This window comes from Clostridium sp. K13, assembly GCF_019734195.1.
Lineage (GTDB): Bacteria > Bacillota > Clostridia > Clostridiales > Clostridiaceae > Clostridium.
Genome location: NZ_JAASHM010000017.1, coordinates 46,956 through 65,885 on the forward strand (window position 1 = coordinate 46,956; position 18,930 = coordinate 65,885).

Annotated in this window: 15 protein-coding genes; 2 read left to right on the forward strand and 13 right to left on the reverse strand. The window is 26.1% G+C overall.

Going from position 1 to position 18,930, the window contains the following annotated elements; genetic code table 11:
- Window positions 1–5: 5 nt before the first annotated feature.
- Entirely contained in the window at window positions 6–1,961 is a 1,956-nt protein-coding gene (locus HCG76_RS10965; protein WP_221700280.1) for a GTP-binding protein, read from the reverse strand.
- 137 nt (window positions 1,962–2,098) lie between these two features.
- Window positions 2,099–2,665, reverse strand: coding sequence for a zinc dependent phospholipase C family protein (locus HCG76_RS10970; RefSeq protein ID WP_221700279.1), 567 nt, complete (start codon window positions 2,663–2,665; stop codon window positions 2,099–2,101).
- 306 nt (window positions 2,666–2,971) lie between these two features.
- Here HCG76_RS10970 and uvsE point away from each other — a divergent pair, with 306 nt between their 5' ends.
- A complete protein-coding gene (gene uvsE / locus HCG76_RS10975) occupies window positions 2,972–3,934 on the forward strand; it encodes a UV DNA damage repair endonuclease UvsE (RefSeq protein ID WP_221700278.1) in 963 nt (320 codons plus the stop codon).
- Window positions 3,935–4,076: 142 nt separating this feature from the next.
- On the opposite strand, the gene HCG76_RS10980 is transcribed toward uvsE, so the two are convergent.
- From HCG76_RS10980 to HCG76_RS11010, 7 genes are all read right to left on the reverse strand, one after another.
- Window positions 4,077–5,513 carry a sensor histidine kinase gene (locus HCG76_RS10980; RefSeq protein ID WP_221700277.1) on the reverse strand — a complete coding sequence of 479 codons (1,437 nt, stop codon included), beginning with the start codon at window positions 5,511–5,513 and terminating at the stop codon, window positions 4,077–4,079.
- Between the two features lie 4 nt (window positions 5,514–5,517).
- On the reverse strand, window positions 5,518–6,198 hold the full coding sequence (locus HCG76_RS10985; RefSeq protein WP_221700276.1) for a response regulator transcription factor: 681 nt from the start codon (window positions 6,196–6,198) through the stop codon (window positions 5,518–5,520).
- Window positions 6,199–6,215: 17 nt separating this feature from the next.
- A complete protein-coding gene (locus HCG76_RS10990) occupies window positions 6,216–7,442 on the reverse strand; it encodes a hypothetical protein (RefSeq protein ID WP_221700275.1) in 1,227 nt (408 codons plus the stop codon).
- 85 nt (window positions 7,443–7,527) lie between these two features.
- The gene (locus HCG76_RS10995; protein WP_221700274.1) at window positions 7,528–8,919 is read right to left on the reverse strand and encodes a PH domain-containing protein; all 1,392 of its coding nucleotides are present in this window, start codon (window positions 8,917–8,919) and stop codon (window positions 7,528–7,530) included.
- Between the two features lie 2 nt (window positions 8,920–8,921).
- Window positions 8,922–9,320, reverse strand: a complete 399-nt coding sequence (locus tag HCG76_RS11000; RefSeq protein ID WP_221700273.1) for a GntR family transcriptional regulator — start codon at window positions 9,318–9,320, stop codon at window positions 8,922–8,924.
- 182 nt (window positions 9,321–9,502) lie between these two features.
- Window positions 9,503–11,218 (reverse strand): alpha-L-fucosidase, encoded by a 1,716-nt coding sequence (locus HCG76_RS11005; protein WP_221700316.1) that lies wholly within the window; start codon window positions 11,216–11,218, stop codon window positions 9,503–9,505.
- A 191-nt stretch (window positions 11,219–11,409) separates the two neighbouring features.
- Window positions 11,410–11,547: a hypothetical protein gene (locus HCG76_RS11010; RefSeq protein WP_221700272.1), complete on the reverse strand. Its 138-nt coding sequence runs from the start codon at window positions 11,545–11,547 to the stop codon at window positions 11,410–11,412.
- 157 nt (window positions 11,548–11,704) lie between these two features.
- On the opposite strand from HCG76_RS11010, the gene HCG76_RS11015 reads away from it, so the two are divergent.
- Window positions 11,705–13,084 (forward strand): GntP family permease, encoded by a 1,380-nt coding sequence (locus tag HCG76_RS11015; protein WP_221700271.1) that lies wholly within the window; start codon window positions 11,705–11,707, stop codon window positions 13,082–13,084.
- A gap of 77 nt (window positions 13,085–13,161) precedes the next feature.
- Here the strand turns inward: HCG76_RS11015 and HCG76_RS11020 are convergent, their stop codons facing one another.
- From HCG76_RS11020 to HCG76_RS11035, 4 genes are all read right to left on the reverse strand, one after another.
- Entirely contained in the window at window positions 13,162–15,378 is a 2,217-nt protein-coding gene (locus HCG76_RS11020; protein WP_221700270.1) for a glycoside hydrolase family 2 TIM barrel-domain containing protein, read from the reverse strand.
- A 217-nt stretch (window positions 15,379–15,595) separates the two neighbouring features.
- Window positions 15,596–16,471 carry a carbohydrate ABC transporter permease gene (locus tag HCG76_RS11025; RefSeq protein WP_221700269.1) on the reverse strand — a complete coding sequence of 292 codons (876 nt, stop codon included), beginning with the start codon at window positions 16,469–16,471 and terminating at the stop codon, window positions 15,596–15,598.
- Window positions 16,471–17,313, reverse strand: a complete 843-nt coding sequence (locus tag HCG76_RS11030; protein ID WP_221700268.1) for a carbohydrate ABC transporter permease — start codon at window positions 17,311–17,313, stop codon at window positions 16,471–16,473. Before HCG76_RS11030 ends, HCG76_RS11025 begins: the two co-directional genes overlap by 1 nt.
- 124 nt (window positions 17,314–17,437) lie before the next feature.
- The gene (locus tag HCG76_RS11035) at window positions 17,438–18,835 is read right to left on the reverse strand and encodes an ABC transporter substrate-binding protein (RefSeq protein WP_221700267.1); all 1,398 of its coding nucleotides are present in this window, start codon (window positions 18,833–18,835) and stop codon (window positions 17,438–17,440) included.
- Between the last annotated feature and the right edge of the window lie 95 nt (window positions 18,836–18,930).

An 18,930-nucleotide genomic window follows, 5' to 3' on the forward strand; every position in this document is an offset into this window, starting at 1 on the left:
CTCCTCTATTCTTCTACAATTTCACAATGCATATATTCCTCAACCTCATTCCACGGAACAATAAATCCTTGACCTTTAGAACAAAATACTGAATTTGAAGAATACTCTATATCTGCATTTTTATTATAATTTCTTTTTATAAGTATATCCTCTGTATTATGACAAACATCATATCCATCAAACATTAAATTTATTCTGCCCTTACCTTTTGTAAATGCAATAAGTTCTGTACTATAATCCATAAATGTTGATACTGGCCCTCTTCCAACTATTCTTACTTTATTTAAATCAGTTTCTGGAGGATTAAAGCTACCATATAATTTTTGAATATCAGATAAAACTCTTCCCATATAATCAAGCTCTACCTCAATATTAAACTTATAAAAAGGCTCTAATAAAACATTTTCTGCTTTTTCTAAGCCTTGCCTCAATGCTCTAAATGTAGCTTCTCTAAAATCTCCGCCTTCAGTATGCTTATTATGTGCTCTACCAGTTAGCAACGTAACTTTAATATCTGTAATCTCTGATCCTGTTAATATCCCATTATGTTTTCTTTCAAACAAATGAGTCTTTATCAAATTTTGATGTCCTGTAGTTAAATGATCTGCATGACATTTATTTTCAAAAACAATTCCAGAACCTCTTGGAAGACTTTCTAACTTTAAATGTACTTCTGCATAATGTTTTAGTGGTTCAAAATGCCCATATCCCTTAACTTTATTATTTATAGTTTCTTTATATATTATTTCACATGGTCCAAAATCTATATTTAAATTAAATCTTTTTAATACAACTTCTTTTAAAACTTCTAATTGTATTTTTCCCATAATATGAAGCTGTATTTCTTGTAATGTTTCATTCCAAATAACATTTAAAGCAGGATCTTCCGCCCCTAAAACTCTAAAATTCCCCAACACTTCTTTTACATTGCAAGATTTATCAAAAATCACGCTAGACATTAATGTTGGAATCATATTAAACTTTATTTTTTCTTTTAAACTTCCTACTCCATCACCTATATTTAAACTTGTTAATCCCGTGACTGCAAAAACATCTCCTGCTATCACCTTATCTACAGTAGTAAATTTATTGCCATTATAAATTCTTATGCTACTTACTTTTTCTTTTAAAACATCATTTTTAACTTTTACATTTATTTCATCTCTAACTTTTAGTATTCCACCTAATGATTTAATAAATGTAATCCTTGTTCCCTTATCATCATATCTTACTTTATATACAACTCCTGAAAATTCTTCACTTTCATTATAGTTAGTAAAAGTCAATTCTTCTAAAGAATTTAAAAATTCTGATATCCCTATATCCTGAAGGGCAGCTCCTGCAAAACATGGAAATATTCTTCTTTCTTTAATTAATTTACTTAGCTCATCTATCCATAGCTTATTATTATATTCTCCATTAAGATATTTTTCTAATAAGTCATCATTTCTTTCAGCTATAAACTCAACTACATCATCTTTAATATCTGTAATGTTATCTATATAACAAGCATCCTTAGTTAAATTTATTTTTATTTCACTAATAACCTTTTCTAAATTTGCTCCTGTTCTATCTAATTTATTAATAAATAAAAATGTAGGTACATTATATTTTTCAAGCAGTTTCCATACAGTTTCTGTATGAGCCTGTACTCCCTCTACTGCACTTACAACTATAATTGCATAATCCATAATTCCTATAGCTCTTTCCATTTCACATGAAAAATCTATATGTCCTGGTGTATCTATTAAATAATATGTTGATTTTCCTAATTCAAAACTTGCTTGATCTGAAAAAACTGTAATTCCTCTCTCTTTTTCAATATCATGACTATCTAAAAATGAATTCTTATGATCTACTCTTCCTCTATTTCTTATAGCATTTGTATGATAAAGAATTTGTTCAGAAAAAGTTGTTTTTCCAGCATCAACATGAGCTAAAATACCTATTGTTTTTTTCATTTAATCACCTTTTCTATTAACTGTAAATAAATTTATATTTAAATTATATCATGTATATATATAATTACCATTTAAGATTTTCCTAATAAAAAAAACGCAGTAATAATAAACTACTATTACTGCGTTTAACTTTTTATCTAAATATATGACTCAAATACCTTAACAAAATATTTTTGTGCCACATATAAAAGTTGGCAAGTTGTCTTTACTGTATAAAATATATCATTTATACAATCTTCTTCTAAACTTAAATACTCTTCTCTATTTATCTTTAATTCATCGAGATAATCAACTGTTTCATCTATATTATCTAAAATACCATCAAAAATATACTTATTTTTTATTAATGTCTTTTTTAACATTACATGTAAAGTAAATTCATATGCAAAATGACTCTTCATATCTTTACCATAATACTCTTCTAAGTGATACTTACAAAAGCAATCTGCAATATAATGAGCTATTTTTCCTATAATAAATGATACCTCATTAATATCTAACTCATTATTTTCAATGTATTCTTTATATTCAAGCATTTTATCCTTTGAAACACTATATGTGTGTTTAATCTTATTTCCTCTCTTGTGTAAATCTGGCTCTACACAACCTTCTAAGAATCTTTTTTTATTTAAACTTAAATTATATTTATCATTGCAAATCTTGTAACAATACGAACCTATTACTAAATGTGTGTTTATTAGCATACGATTTCTCCCCTCGTCAGAATGTTAAAACACTCTTCATTTCCGACAATATTATTATACAATAATATTCTGAATTTTGACTGCTATTTTCTTAGATTTCTTTTGGATTTTTCAGAACATTTTAACATTTTTAATTATTATTAGTATATTCATTACTTTTAATTATTTAATTTATATTATGGTTCACTAATAAAAAATAATATATAGAATTGATTTCAATTAAATATTTATGATTTCTTTTAAAACATATGACTATTTTATTATGGACATACTAAATAAATAATATTAAGAACTTGGAGGGATATAATGAAAGTTAGACTTGGCTATGTTGCTATATCAAAAAAACTCGGAAAAAAAGTTACATCATCTAGTACTGTAACTTTTACTAATTATAATAAAATTGCTATTCCTGAAAAAAGACTTGAAAAGCTAAAACTAGTTGCAGCTTCAAACCTAAAAGATTTAGAAACAATAATAAAGTATAATATAGAAAATAATATTCATTTTTATAGAATAACATCTGCATTAATTCCACTAGTAACTCATCCTGAAGTAGGATATTGGGGACACAGAGAGTTTTTAAAAAAAGATTTTGAATATGTAGGTAAACTTATTAATAATTCTAATATGAGAGTTGATACTCATCCTGATGAATTTAATGTTATTAATAGTATTAATCCTAATGTAGTTGAAAATACTAAAATAAATCTAATGTGTCAAGCTGAGTGGTTTGAAGATTTTAAATATGATTTAGGAAAAATGGTTATTCATGTTGGTGGTGCTACAAATGGTAAGGAAGCTGGTATAGAAAGGTTTATAAATAATTTTAGAACTTTTCCGGAAGAGGTTAAATCTAAGATAATTATTGAAAATGATGATAAAACATACACTGCACAGGAAACTCTAAATTTATGTAACGAATTGCATTTACCAATGGTTTTAGATATTCATCATCATAATTGTAACAATTCTGATGATGACATATACAAATTAATACCTAAAATATTTCAAACTTGGAAAAATGAAAAATTACCACCTAAGCTACATTTTTCATCACCTAAAACCGGGGAAAAAGATAGAAAACATGCTGATTTTATTAATCCTAATGATTTTGTTAATTTCTTAGAAAACATAAAAACTTTTAATACTGATATAGATATAATGCTTGAATGTAAAGAAAAAGACCTTGCTCTTTTCAAACTTGTTAGCGATATTCAAGAAATTAAACCTGAATATAAATGGATTGATGAAAGTACTTTTATTGTATAAATTAAAATTTTTATCTTAAGTAAGTATAAAGTAAAAAAAAGTGTCAATAATAGACTATGATGTAAAACATACTGCAATATATTTTACACCATATTACAACTTTAGTTATTTCGACAAATAGCATTTAAAAATTAGTAGCATTCTATTCACTAGATTGTCTACTATTTTTTATTTTTAATGTAAATTTAATAATATCATTATCTATCTTATAACTTAATTTTCCATCAATTCCTTTTGATAATTCATTACATAAATATAATCCTAAGCCCGAACTGCTTACTTCTTTAGATATATCGTTATAAATATTATATTTTATAAAAGGCTCTAATAGATTTTTTCTTATATTCTCTGGAATATCAGTGCATTTATTACTTATTTTAAAAATTATATTTTCCTCTTCTTCATATAAATTAATATCTATTTTTTTCCCAACACTATACTTTAAAGCATTATCAATTAAATTAACTATTATTGACTCCATATCTTCTAAAACAGAATATATAGTTACTTCTTGTAGTGTTTTGTTTATTATATAACCTTTATTTTCTATTCTTACTTTAAAGTCTTCTATTATTTCATCAATTAATTCTGTTAGTGAAAATTCACATTTATTCTTAGCTGAATTAATTTCTCCCTTTGATACATCAAGTATTTTTTCAACTAAGGTTTTCATCTTTTCACTTTCCATTATTATTCTATCACTAGCTCTACTTATAAACTCTTCATCTAATTCTTTTAATTTATTATCTTTAAATATTTGTGCATATAGTGATATTGCTGTAACAGGAGTTTTTAGTTCATGTGTTGCATTATTAAAAAACTCTCTTGAAACCTTTTGTAGTTCTTCAACTTTTTCTTTTTCTTCAATTATAATTTCCATTTGATCTTTTATTTTATTTTTCATTAAATTATAACTTTTTGAAAGTTCACCAATCTCATCATTGCTATTAATAATAATATCTTTTGAATCTATACTTTTTGACAAATCATTCATGGATTCACTTAATTCATTTATCGGTTTAGTAACTTTGCTTATGATAATTGAAATTACAATAACTATTGATAAAACTGCAATAACTTGTCCAATGATTACTATTGTTATTAAATTAATATTCTTATTATATTTATCAGTATAATTTTTTTGAATAATTAAATTACAATAAAAATCATCCTCTAAATAAATAGGATAATTATATGTTACACAGTAAATATTATTTAACATTTTAAATCTTATAATAGACTTTAGATTTTCACTGTCATTTACTATATTATTAATTTCCTCTTCACTTATTAGTACACTAACAAATTCATTTATTTCACCTTTATCATTTATCATCGAAACATATGAATTAGTTAATTCCTTAATACTATTTAAACTTTTCCACTTACTTTCTCCGATAAGTTCATTTTGATTAATAGTATTTATGGAAAATTTCTTTATATTTGTTATTTCATTTATAATATCACTTCTTAATGTATTTTCTAAAAATAATGCAATAAAAATAGTAAATACTAAGTTTATTAATACTACTGAAACTATTGTTCCAAATAACAACTTACTCCTTAGTGTTTTAAACAATAAATCACCTCATCACATATCCTATACCATAAACTGTTTCAATTATAGAATTATCTTTATCTTCTTTTAATCTATCTCTTAATCTTTTTATATGGACATCAACAGTTCTAGTATCACCTTCATACTCATATCCCCAAACCTTTTGTAATAAATCTTCTCTTGAATAAATAACACCCCTGTTTTCATATAAGAAATTTAATAAATCAAATTCCAATTTTCTCATAGGAACAAGCTTTCCTTCCTTAAATACACATCTTTCCTTAGAAGAAATTCTTATACCGTTAATTTCTTTCTTATCTTCTTGTATATATTCATTAAAATTCTTATTATTTCTTCTAAATATAACCTTAATTCTAACTAATACTTCCTTCATTTCAAAAGGTTTAACAATATAATCATCTGCTCCTAATTCTAGCCCTACTATTTTATCAAATATTTCTCCTCTAGCAGTTAGCATTATTACATAAGTATTTTTAGATATCTCCTTGCATATATCGAAGCCATCCATATCTGGCAACATTAAATCTAATAATACTAAGTCTGGTTTAAATATTTCTACTAACTCTAATGCTTCTTTCCCATTAAAGGCACTTCTAACATCATACCCCTCTTTTCTTAAAGCAAAGGTTAATCCATCATTAATTGAATACTCATCTTCCACTACCAATATTTTTCTTTTACTCATTGTTCCCTCTTTATTTTTTATTTATTGTATAATTCTAAAAAAGAATGTTCTACTTCTATATCACTGTCATCATATCCTTTATTTATATCTTCTCCTGTATAAATATACTTCTTTATAAATACCTTGTCACCATTACCATTCATAACACCATATGCATTGATACATTTATAATTATCCTTACTGAATTTATATATAAATTCTACACTATAATCTTCTTTTAATTGAGCTAAATATGCCTCTTGATTATATTTAACTGTAAATAAATTATTTTTCCCTAAAGTATAAACATCTTGAATATCTTTTTCTAATATATTTAACTCACCTGAAGTATAATCATATACAGCATAAACGTATCCTGTATTTTCACTATCTTCTAATGTTAATATAAATTTTTTATCTGATAATTGCATAATCTCTACTACTCCGTTATTATACAACTTATATCCTTGTAAATTTAAAACTTTATAATCTTCAAACTCTATATTATTACCCTCTAAAATTACTTTCTTAACTTTACCACTATAAGTAATTGCCATAATAGAATTAATACCTTCATCATAATATAAAGAAATCACTCTTTCATTATCACTATTACTTATATCTATATTATTACTATTAATAATTCTAGCTTCATTTTTATAATACATTTTTTCATGCTCTATATCTAAAATTATTATTTGTTGATTTATACCACTATTAAAATCTTCTTTTAAACTTATATCATATTTATTTAATGAGATAACATAATATTTTTGACTATTACTTAATTTTCTGCCTTCTTTATAGTATCCATCCTTATAATTTTTGATTAACTCATTAAAGCCATCTAACCTTATAGTTATATCATTTAAATTGTCTCTATAATAAAACTCTCTTTCATCACCTTGCTTTTCAGTATCATACTCTTGAGTAATTCCTTCTGCTCCACAAAAGATAGTATCATTAAATGTTTCCCCTGATATAAGATATTTTTCATCTTCTATAAACTTTCCCTCTTCATTTATAATTACTTCTTCAAGATTGTACTCTTTATCTTCATGTACAACCTTAAATCCAATAACTTTATCATCTACATAATTAAAAGCTGTAAAGTTTCCATTTAAGTCTACTGGCATTTCCGTTATTTCAAAATTTTGAACTTCTTTCTGTTGTGCTAAAGTGTTTTCATCTAAAATAATACTATCCTTACATCCAACACTAACCATACTACTTATAAGTAACATTGCAATTAAAACTTTTTTCATAAATAAAAAACCTCCACATATTATTTAATTATATAATACATGGAAGTTTTTACATAGTACTCCTTAATTGTTACAAAGTTCTTAACTATTTTCCTAATACATTTTTTAATTCATTATAATATTTTAAAGTTTCCTCATTACTTTTACTATTAAAGAAAATATAAGTATTATTTTTCAGCTTAATACTTATACAATTTGGATTTTCAAAATAAACATATAACTTAGATTGTCCATAATCCTTAATACTAAAATTACCAAGGTTATATGTTGATGCCCCTACGCCATTAGTTCTTATTCCAGAAGGTAATTTATTAATCATTGATATTTCCTCAATATCATTTATATTAAATTCTGTTCCATATGTTGGTGCACTTATTTTTACTATATTACTAACTATATCTAAATCAAACTTTGTATGATCAAATCTCATCAAATTAAAAGTAACACCTATTACAATTATTCCAGCAAATATTAAACTGCCATAATAAATTGTTCTTCCTTTTTTAGTACCTAAATTATATGTTACTCCATAGCAAGTCCTATCTTCGACAGTTACACTTCTATCATTAGGATTATTGTATACCCCTTTGCTCCAAAACTCATCATTATCAGTATAAATAGGATTTGTACAAGTATTTAATATCTTTCCTTGTTCTTCTCTTATCTTATTATTTATATAAACTATACCAATAAGAATAATACTTGAAGGTATTATTACTGATAAGAGAAATAATATAGCGCTATTAATATTATTTAAAAATATAATAAACGTAAATAACATTCCTAAACTTTGAACTGTAGCTGCAATTATAGTTCCCATAGTCCAAGTTCTTTTAAAAATTTTATTATATGCTATATTAGCACTTGTATCTTCACTTATAACTTCTGTTTTTCCTTTAGAATATAATCTATACATAATTAAGAAAATTATATTTCCTATTAATGCATTACTTGCTGCAATTCCAAAAGAAACTCCATACTCTTTAATATTATTAAATACAATTACTATTGGAATTAAAGAAATTATAAAGCTTGGAATAAACCAAAAAACAGATACTGGCATCTTATCCTTTAAACGAGTAACTTCTGTATCAATTGTTATTAACCTTTTACTTGGTAATAACCAATTATTTTCTCTTTTTAAATCCATAAGCTTCTTATTGTATTTCATGAATAAACGTCTACTAAATTCATAGAATACACCTATCCATAAAAACAAATATAATATTTGATTTGAATTAAACTTAAAGAAAAAGGATGGAATAAATGCAATAATAGCTATTATATATAAAATTATATTTTCCCTCTTAAATTTATTTGTTATATCTAATACTTTTTCATTTTTAAGCTCTAAAAAAGGAATAGTTACTCCTATTAAAATATTCTTATTTCCCTTAATCATATATCTACAATTAAAATACATTGCTAATACAAATACTATAGGTACACTTCCCCATATAATATTAAAAACTCCCATATCTATCCCTCATTCCATCCTATATTTAATCCATTCATATTCTTATAAATATCTTCACACATTTTCATAAATTCTTTATATTCAATTCCCCTAAGACCTGACTCTGCAATAATTAACTCTAATTCATTTTCAAGCTTTTCTTTAAATTCTCTATTCATATCTATCTCTGTACTAACCTTAGCTCCATGTCTTCTGTCTATTTCTATATATCCTTCATTTTTTAATATTCCATATGCTTTATTTACAGTCATATTATTTACACCTATATCTTCTGCCATTTGTCTGACTGTAGGAAGTCCTTCTCCCTTTTTAAGTTCTCCTCTTCCAATTCCCATTACAATTTCATTTCTAAGCTGAACATAAATTGGAATATTACTTGTCATATCTAAATTTATTAACATAATACTAAACTCCTTTGTATACTTTGTATTATATATTATAATACAAAGTATACAAATAATCAATATAATTCCATATTTACTTTTAATTTCTGTATATTATAAAACAACATAAAAGGGGACGTATCAAAACTATCATGTGCAAAATAGAATTTTGATACATCCCCATTTTTCTTTATATACTACTACTTTATATTTATAGTAGTTTCATATTTCTCACCTAAAATACCTTGATTTAAATTATCTTCTAATTTTAAATAAAAATATTTATTATCTGAATTTTTTATATTATTATCTACTATTACTATAGAAATTGATTTTTCTTTTTCACCTTCATTAAACTTCAAAGTTCCTGACCATGGTTGATAATCAACTCCATTTATAGCTGTTCCAGAAACTGTTGTATAATCTAACTCTAATTTAGAATTCATATCACCAGTTCTTTTAACTTTTACTATAATATTTTTTTCACTTTTATTAACCTCATAATATTTCTCTTCAAACTCTATTTTATTATCTATATCCTGTTCTCTAAGTTCCATATATTTAGGTTGCTTAAATACTCCTATGTTATTTATAAGAGGTATATCTAATGACTTTAAAAAGTTTATTTTAATCTTATTTGTTTTTATTGGTTTTATTCTTATAAGCCTTTTATATCCTATTGTCTTACCTTGAAAAATCTCTTTATACTCTCCATTTATAAATGCCTCAACATTAAATTCTGAAACTCTTTGTCCTAACTCTATAAATTCTTGTATTGAAATAACATCAAAAACTTTATCTTGTTCAAACTCTATTTCAACCCACCTATTGCCATCTTCTATTTGCGGCACCCAGTAACTATTATTTTTCCCATCTATAGTATTAGTAACTGAGTACTCTTTATCTTCATTTAATATACTACTTGAATTTATTTTACAATTTTCCACCAAATTTTCTTTAAAAATGTCTCTTATTGCTTGTCCAAATTCTTTTAACCTATTTACATCATTATCATGAAGTAATCCATCCTTATTAGGTGGAAGATTTAATAAAAGCACTGAATTTCTTCCTACAGAATTGAAATATATATCCATTAATTTTTCTAATGATTTTACTTCTAAATCTTCTGATTCATGATAAAACCAACCTGGTCTTATTGATACATCACACTCTCCAATTACCCAGTCTGGAGCATTTTCTTCACCTGTATTTAAATATTTTTGATCTACTGAAACATTCATTTTTTTTATGTCAATTGTTGACCAGCATGGATCTCCTGCGTATCCTTGTTCATTACCTATCCATCTAATATCTGGTCCGCAAGGACTAAATATTATACAATTTTTATAATAACTTTTTATTAAATTAAACCACTCTTGAAAATTATAATCTTGTTCTACATTAGATCCCTTTGCACCATCCATCCAAACTTCAGAAATTTCACCATAATTACTTAAAAGTTCTCTAAGCTGATTTAAGTAATATTCATTATAAGCTTCACCTTGTCCATATAACTTTGAATTTTGATCCCATGGCGAAAGATATATGGCAAATTTTACTCCGTATTTTTTACATGAATTACTCATCTCTAATACAACATCACCTTGGCCATTCTTCCAAGGACTTTTAGCAACACTGTGATTTGTATATTTACTATTCCAAAGACAAAATCCATCATGATGCTTCGCTGTTAATATAACTCTTTTAAAACCAGCTTCTTTTAATACTTTTATCCATTGATCAGTATTTAAATTTTTAGGGTTGAATTCTTCTGGATTTTCCTCTCCATTTCCCCACTCTACATCCATAAAAGTATTAATACCGAAATGAATAAATGCACTTAGTTCCTCCATTTGATACTCTATTTGATACTTACTAGGAGTAGCTCCTATACTTTTAATTAATTCATTTTTCATATTCACACCAAATTACCCCTTACATATATTATCAAAAACGTTTTCTCATTTTAATTGTAATATATATCCTTATATCTCTTAACTTAATTTTTTATATTTTTAATGGATAATTTCATACTTCTTTATTAAATAACTAATAAAAAACACCTATTAAACAAACTTTTTTTTGCCTAATAGGTATATAATTTATATTATTTTTTTAAAACTAATCCCTTACTTCTAATACAAGTACATTCTCTTGCCTCTTCTGTATGTAAGCATTGGTATTTAATCTTCTTTGGTGCTTCTATTTCTACTTGTTTTTTATCTTTTACATCTTTTGTATCCATTTTATATTCTCCTTCTATATAAATACTAGTAAATTTTTCTTTACTTATTTTCTTTTCGTTATATAATAATTATTATTATATAATAATACATTATATAATACTTTTTTATTTAAGTACATATAATAAATTTACTGAATTATATATAAGGAGAAAACAAATGATAAGCGTAATTGGATTAATACTCTCTTTATCTCTTATAATGTATTTAGCCTATAAGGGATATTCAACTATAATCACAGCTCCTATTGTAGGGCTATTAACTCTTTTAATCTCACTTGGACTTAATAGTCACTTAATGGCTAACTATACAGAAGTTTATATGAGTGGCTTTGCTGGCTTTGTTAAAAATTATTTTCCATTATTTTTAACAGGCGCTATTTTCGCTAAACTAATAGATGAAGTAGGATATGGAAAGTCTATAGCTTCATTTATTACAAATAAACTAGGGAAAGATAAGGCTATTCTTGCAATTGTTTTATCTGGAGCTCTTTTAACATATGGTGGTGTTTCCCTATTTGTTGTTGCCTTTATTTTATATCCATTAGCTAATATTTTATTTAAAGAAGCTGATATACCTAAAAGGTTAATACCAGGTACTATTGCTCTAGGTGCATTTACATTTACAATGACATCTATGCCTGGATCACCTGAAATTCAAAATGTTATACCAATGAGTTATTTTGGTACAGATACATTTGCTGCACCAGTAATTGGTATAAGTGCAAGTATTATTATGTTTACCTTAGGTATGATTTGGCTTACAAAAAGAGCTAAAAAGGCAAGAGCTAATGGGGAAGGCTATGGAAATCATGCTGTGAATAATCAAATTTCACCTAATGAAAATTTGCCAAATATAGTTTTATCTATTATACCTATACTAATAATATTTATAACTAACTTCATATTATCAAAATTCTATTTCCCTAGTACTGACGGCAGTTATTTAAATCAATTTGGAATTACACTTGATAAAGTTTCTGGAACATGGAGCGTAATAATAGCCATAGTAATTTCAATAATATATATTATATTACTAAATTATAAAAAACTAAAAAATTTAAATAATACACTTAGTGATGGAGTTAAGAATTCATTTCTTCCATTATTAAATTCTAGCGCTATAGTTGGATATGGTAGTATAATAAAAGCCTTACCTATCTTTGCTACAATTCAAACTAGTATTATGAATATTTCTTCAAATCCAATAATTTCAGAAGCTATTTCAGTAAATATAATTTGTGGTCTTACTGCTTCTGCTTCTGGTGGATTAGGAATAACTTTATCTGCACTTGCTTCAACTTTTGTTGAAATGAGTCAAAAACTATCTATTTCCCCGGAAATACTTCATAGAATTGCCTCCTTATCATCTGGAGGATTAGATACTTTACCTCATAATGGAGCTGTTATAACAACTTTAGCTATCTGTGGATTAACCCATAAGGAAAGTTATAAAGATATATTTGCAACATCTGTTGTTATTCCAATTTTAACTACAATAATTATAGTAGTAATAGTTTCACTTAAATTTGCTTTTTAATGAAAAAAGAATTATTAAAACATATAAACTTCAATTTATATATGTCTAATAATTCTTTTTATATTTAACAATTAAATTTATTTTATTATTATATCTATTTCTTTATTAATGTTAAATGAACTTGATATTTTTATTTTTGAATAACTATTTTTGAATTCTCCTAGTGTTTTAACCCAAAAAGCTATACTTCCTCCAATCAAAGAAATATTATTTGGACCAATAACACTTATATCACCATCACACTCAACATGTATTGAACCTGTAGCATATGGAAGTATATTTCCTTCTATATCAACAGCCTTTATAACAACTCTTGTTGCATCATATTCATTTCCTTTAAGTTCTTTATCATCAATAGTAGTTATTAAATCACTTACTATAGGATTTTCACAGAATTTTCTTCTTATAACCTCTTTACCATCAATATATCCTACAAACTCTGCTCCAGACCATGATGCTCCCCATTCTCCACCATTACCAGTAACCTTTATTGGTGGATATTTTAGATTTTTTAAATTCTCTTCTATAGTAGTTTCATTTCTAGTAAACATACCTACACTGCTTCCATTAAACTTTAATTCTATCTCATCGCAATTTGTACATACGTATATTGGAAATACTATTCCGATATTTCTCTCTCCTCTTGTCCAATAAGTTAAAGGTTCAAGTACAGGCTCTTCCTCTCTGTCCTTTTGGCTTTTATATATACCAGCAGCCATTTTTGGTATTCTAAACATATCCATTACACCATGATAGCAAATCCTATCACCAGAACCAAAATCATAATGAGTATTATAGTCAAATGCACACCATCCAATAGCTCCAAGATAATCATCTGAACTTCTAGCCTTGCTCATAACCCTTCCATGTCTTAATGTATGTTCAACTAATCTTTCTTCTTGATCAAACTTTTTAGTAGGGTACATATGACCACAAAATTCTGTAACTAAATATGGTACTTCTTTTTCTAATCCTGTCACAGTTTCTCTGCTTCTTAATACTTCCTCTTCTCCACAATGTATAAAGTCATTCATAGTATATATATCTTCTAATAAATTACTTTTTTCAACACATCTTATTCCACATGTATTTCTTGTGTCATCTAATGATTTTGCAATATTATTTGTTAATTTATATAAAGCATCATCATCCCATGATTCATTTATTCTTACTCCCCATGAAATTATTGATGGATGATTATAATCCCTTAAAATCATTCCTTCAACATCTTTTAGAACTTGGTCTCTCCAATCATTTCTACTACTTACAAACTGCCATCCCGGAATCTCTTCCAAAACTAATAGTCCTATCTCATCACATCTATTTAAAAAGTAAGGTGATTGTGGATAATGTGATGTTCTAACTAAATTTAATGCTAACTCATCCTTTAATATGTCAACATCCTTTTCTTGAACTCTTTTAGGCATTGCATATCCAACATAAGGATATGATTGATGTCTATTTAATCCAAATATTTTTACTTTTTCTTTATTTATAAATAATCCATTGCTTTCTATAGATACTTCTCTAAATCCTAATGAAATATTATTTTCATCTATTATCTCTTTATCCTTTATTAATTTACAATTAGCAGTATATATATTTGGATTTTCTATTGACCATAAATCTACTTCTCCAATATCAAAGGATTCTATTTCATACCATTTTTCTCCTTCTATTAAATCAATAGATATACTTTTAGTGATATTTTTTACATAAAAATTCAATTGGTAATTTTCACTACTTAACTCATTATTAATTAATACCTTTGGAGTTATTTTTATCTTACCTTTTCCATTATTAATATCAGTAACTTCATATTTATATAATATATTTTTTATAAAACATTTGTTTAAATAATATAAAAATACATCTCTATATATTCCCCCAAATGTTAAATAATCTACTACTGCTCCAAATGGTGGAATATCTTCTCTTTCAGTAGAATCTACTTCTACTAATACCTCATTTTCTTCTTTAAAATCTACATAATTTGTTATTTCAATAAAATGTGGAATGTACCCTCCTTTATATTCTCCTATTTCCTTTCCATTTATATATAACTTAAAAGCAGTCATAACACCTTCAAAATTTAAAAATACTCTTTTATTTTCATCAGCTTCTATATTAAGATTCTTTTTATAATATGAAATAAATTGATATGATTTTTCATCAAAATAATTATAAGGCACTTCCTTATTGGCATGTGGTAAATTTACAGTTATAAAATCCTTATCTTTATCTTCACTATATAACCACTTATTATTAATTATAATTTTGTTTTTTGAAATCATATTAAAACTCCCCTTTTATATTTATGTATTTATAGAATAATGATAACAAGTATCTATTTAATTTTATATTGTATTTTTTCTATATAATGATTACAAATTTAATATTTTTTACCCATAAAATATTTTTAATTTTATAATCATATTATTTTAAGCAAAAAATCTCTATTTATTAATAAGTTTAATTTATTAATAAATAGAGATTAATATTTTTAATCCTTTATCCCTTTACAGCACCTGCTGCAATACCTTCAATAATATGCTTTTGACACACTAAATAGAATACTATTATTGGTATAATTGCAAGGACTAATATAGCCATCATAGCTCCCATATCTACGGCACCATATCCACCACGTAAATATTGTACAGCCATTGGTAATGTTCTATAATCTGATCCTAATACTAATGTAGGAAGTAAATAGTCATTCCATATCCACATTACATTTAAAATAGATATTGTAATTGCTATTGGTTTTAATAAAGGTAATACTATTAAGAAAAATGTTTGAATTGGATTGCATCCATCAATCATAGCAGCTTCTTCAATATCTATAGGAATTGATTTTACAAATCCACTGAACATAAATACTGATAGTCCTGCTCCAAAACCAAGATATATTATTATAATTCCAAAAGGATTATCTAAGCTTAACATATTAGCTATTTTACTCATAGTAAACATAACCATTTGGAAAGGTACTATCATAGAAAATACAAATAAGTAATATAAGAAACTTGTAAGTTTTGATTTTACCCTTGTAATATACCAGGCTGTCATTGATGTAAATAAAACAATTACAGCTGTTGAAAATACTGTTATAAATACTGACCATCCAAATGCAGAAATAAAACCTGTTTTCTCTATACCATTTATATAGTTATCTATTCCAGAAAAAGTAGTTGCATTTGGTAAAGCAAAAGGAGTTCTACTTATATATAATTTACCTTTAAATGAATTGTATAGTACTATAAATATTGGTGCTAAAAATAATATTGATAAAACAAATAAAATAACATAAAGTAATCCATTATTTTTCTTTTTAGGCACATACTTTAACTCCATATCTTTCTTAGTATTTAATTTTGCTTCCATTAATTTTCAACCTCCTTCTTTCTAGTAATACTTAATTGAAGTAACATTATTACTGCTACTATTAAGAAGAATATTACTGCCTTTGCTTGTCCTACCCCTTCTGATCCAACCTTATTATAGAATGTCTTATAAATATCTAAAGCAAGCATTGCTGTCTTTCCTCCAGGTGCTCCATCAGTTAATGCTAAGTTTTGGTCAAATAGTTTAAATGCATTAGACATAGTTAAGAAAAGACAAATTGTTATTGAAGGCATAACTAGTGGAATAGTAATTTTTCTTAAAGTCATCCATTTTGATGCTCCATCAATTTTAGCGCTTTCCATTAATTCTCCTGGTATATTTTGAATACCAGCAATATATATTATCATCATATATCCAATTTGTTGCCAGTTAAGTAAAATAATCAATCCCCAAAATCCATACTTAGGATCAACAGTTAAATTAACACCAAAATAATTTAAAATTCCATTTAAAATTATTAACCATATATATCCTAGTACTATACCACCAATTAAATTTGGCATAAAAAATACTGTTCTAAATAAATTAGTTCCTTTTAATTTTCTTGTTAAAAGATATGCTAGTGCAAATGCACATACATTAACAGTTATAACAGAAACAACAACAAATTTAGTTGTAAATATTAAAGCATTCATAAATTCTGGAGTTGCAAATACCTTATTATAATTATCTAAGCCAACAAATGTAGCATTTGTAACAGTTGTAAATTTAGTAAAGGATAAATAAATCCCCATTATAAATGGTGCTAAAAATGCTATTGCAAAAGCTATTAATGTAGGTAATGCAAATAGCCAAAAATATTTCTTCATACTCTTTTGCATATTCTCTTCCCCCTCTATAAAAATATATTTATATTATGTTAGTAAATATTAAAAATTTTATGTTCTTATTTAACCCTTTTAATGATAAAGGCAGCACATATTTATATGCTGCCCTTATTTAATATTATTGAGCTTTTTCAGCATTCCAAGAATCCTTTACAGTTTGTACAACATAATCCCAATCTTGAGTACCTTGTACATATTCAAGTAAAGCACCTGCAAAAGTATCTTTAAAGTTTTGACTTGGGAATGCTTGGAATGTCCACTTAACTGTTTCTAAGTTATCTTTTTCCATCCAGTTAATAACTTCTTTTGATAATGGATCAGCAGGTTTTTCGTTATCACTAAATGTATCAAATGGAGCAATAAATCCTAAATCACCTGTAACATAAGCTTTTCCTGTATCACTTGTAAATAACCAGTTTATAAAATCAATTGAAGCTTGTTGCTTTTCTTCAGAAACTTGACTATTAATAGCTAAATAGTTTTCAGTACCAATACAAAGTCCTTGATTTTCTTCTCCATCCATACCAGTATATATTGGTAAGAATTTAATATTTTCCTCTTTAACAGTATTACCATCTATACCATTGATTTGTGACCAAGCCCAGTTACCATTTTGAACCATAGCACAATCACCTAAAGCAAATTCAGCCATTGAATCGTCAACACTCTTATTTCCTAAAACACCTTTTTCTGAAACTGAATTATTTGTATATAAGTCATAAATATTCTTGAAGTTTTCATTATATTTAAAATCAATTGTATCTGAATCTAAACCAGCTTGAATAACATCTCCATTTTCTCCTGCCTTATCTTTAAATTCATAATATAATGGTAAGTTTGCTAAGTGAGTTTCCCATCTCCAAGCATTTCCTGCTGCCATTGAAGTAGATGCAAATACACCTTCAATTTCAAGCTTATCTTTATTTGCTTCCATGTCTTCTGTAACTGCTTTTAATGTATCAAAATTATTTATATCTTCCATAGATTTTACATCAGTAGCTTTGTTTTCTAAAGCAAAATATTTTTGCATTATTTCATCGTTATATATGATTCCATATCCTTCAACCGCGTAAGGTATACCATACACACCATCACCACTTGTAACTGCTAAGCTCTTATCAAGTAAGTGTCCATAAAGCTCTGTATCTTTTAAATCTAAGCAATAATCCTTCCAAGATTGATATCCTACTGGTCCATTAATTTGGAATATAGTTGGTGCATCCTTCTTTGCTATTTCAGATTTTAATGTTTGTTCATAAGTACCACTTGCAGCTGTTTCAACTTTTACTTTAACCCCTGTTTCTTCTTCATAATCTTCTGCTATTTTCTTATAAACATCTGCAATTTCTGGTTTAAAGTTTAAAAAATAAATTTCTTGTGCATCAGATGATGCTGTTTTATTACTAGTAGAATCACCTGTAGCATCATCAGTTTTCTCCTTACTTCCGCATCCTACAAATGCACTTGCTACTAACGTTGTTGTAATAGCAATAGCTAATAGTTTTTTAATCTTCATAAATTTCCCTCTCCCTTAAAATAATTACTTTCATATATAAAATTTATTTATATAACAATTTAAACTTCTGGAATGGTTACTGGAACCGTTTCCTT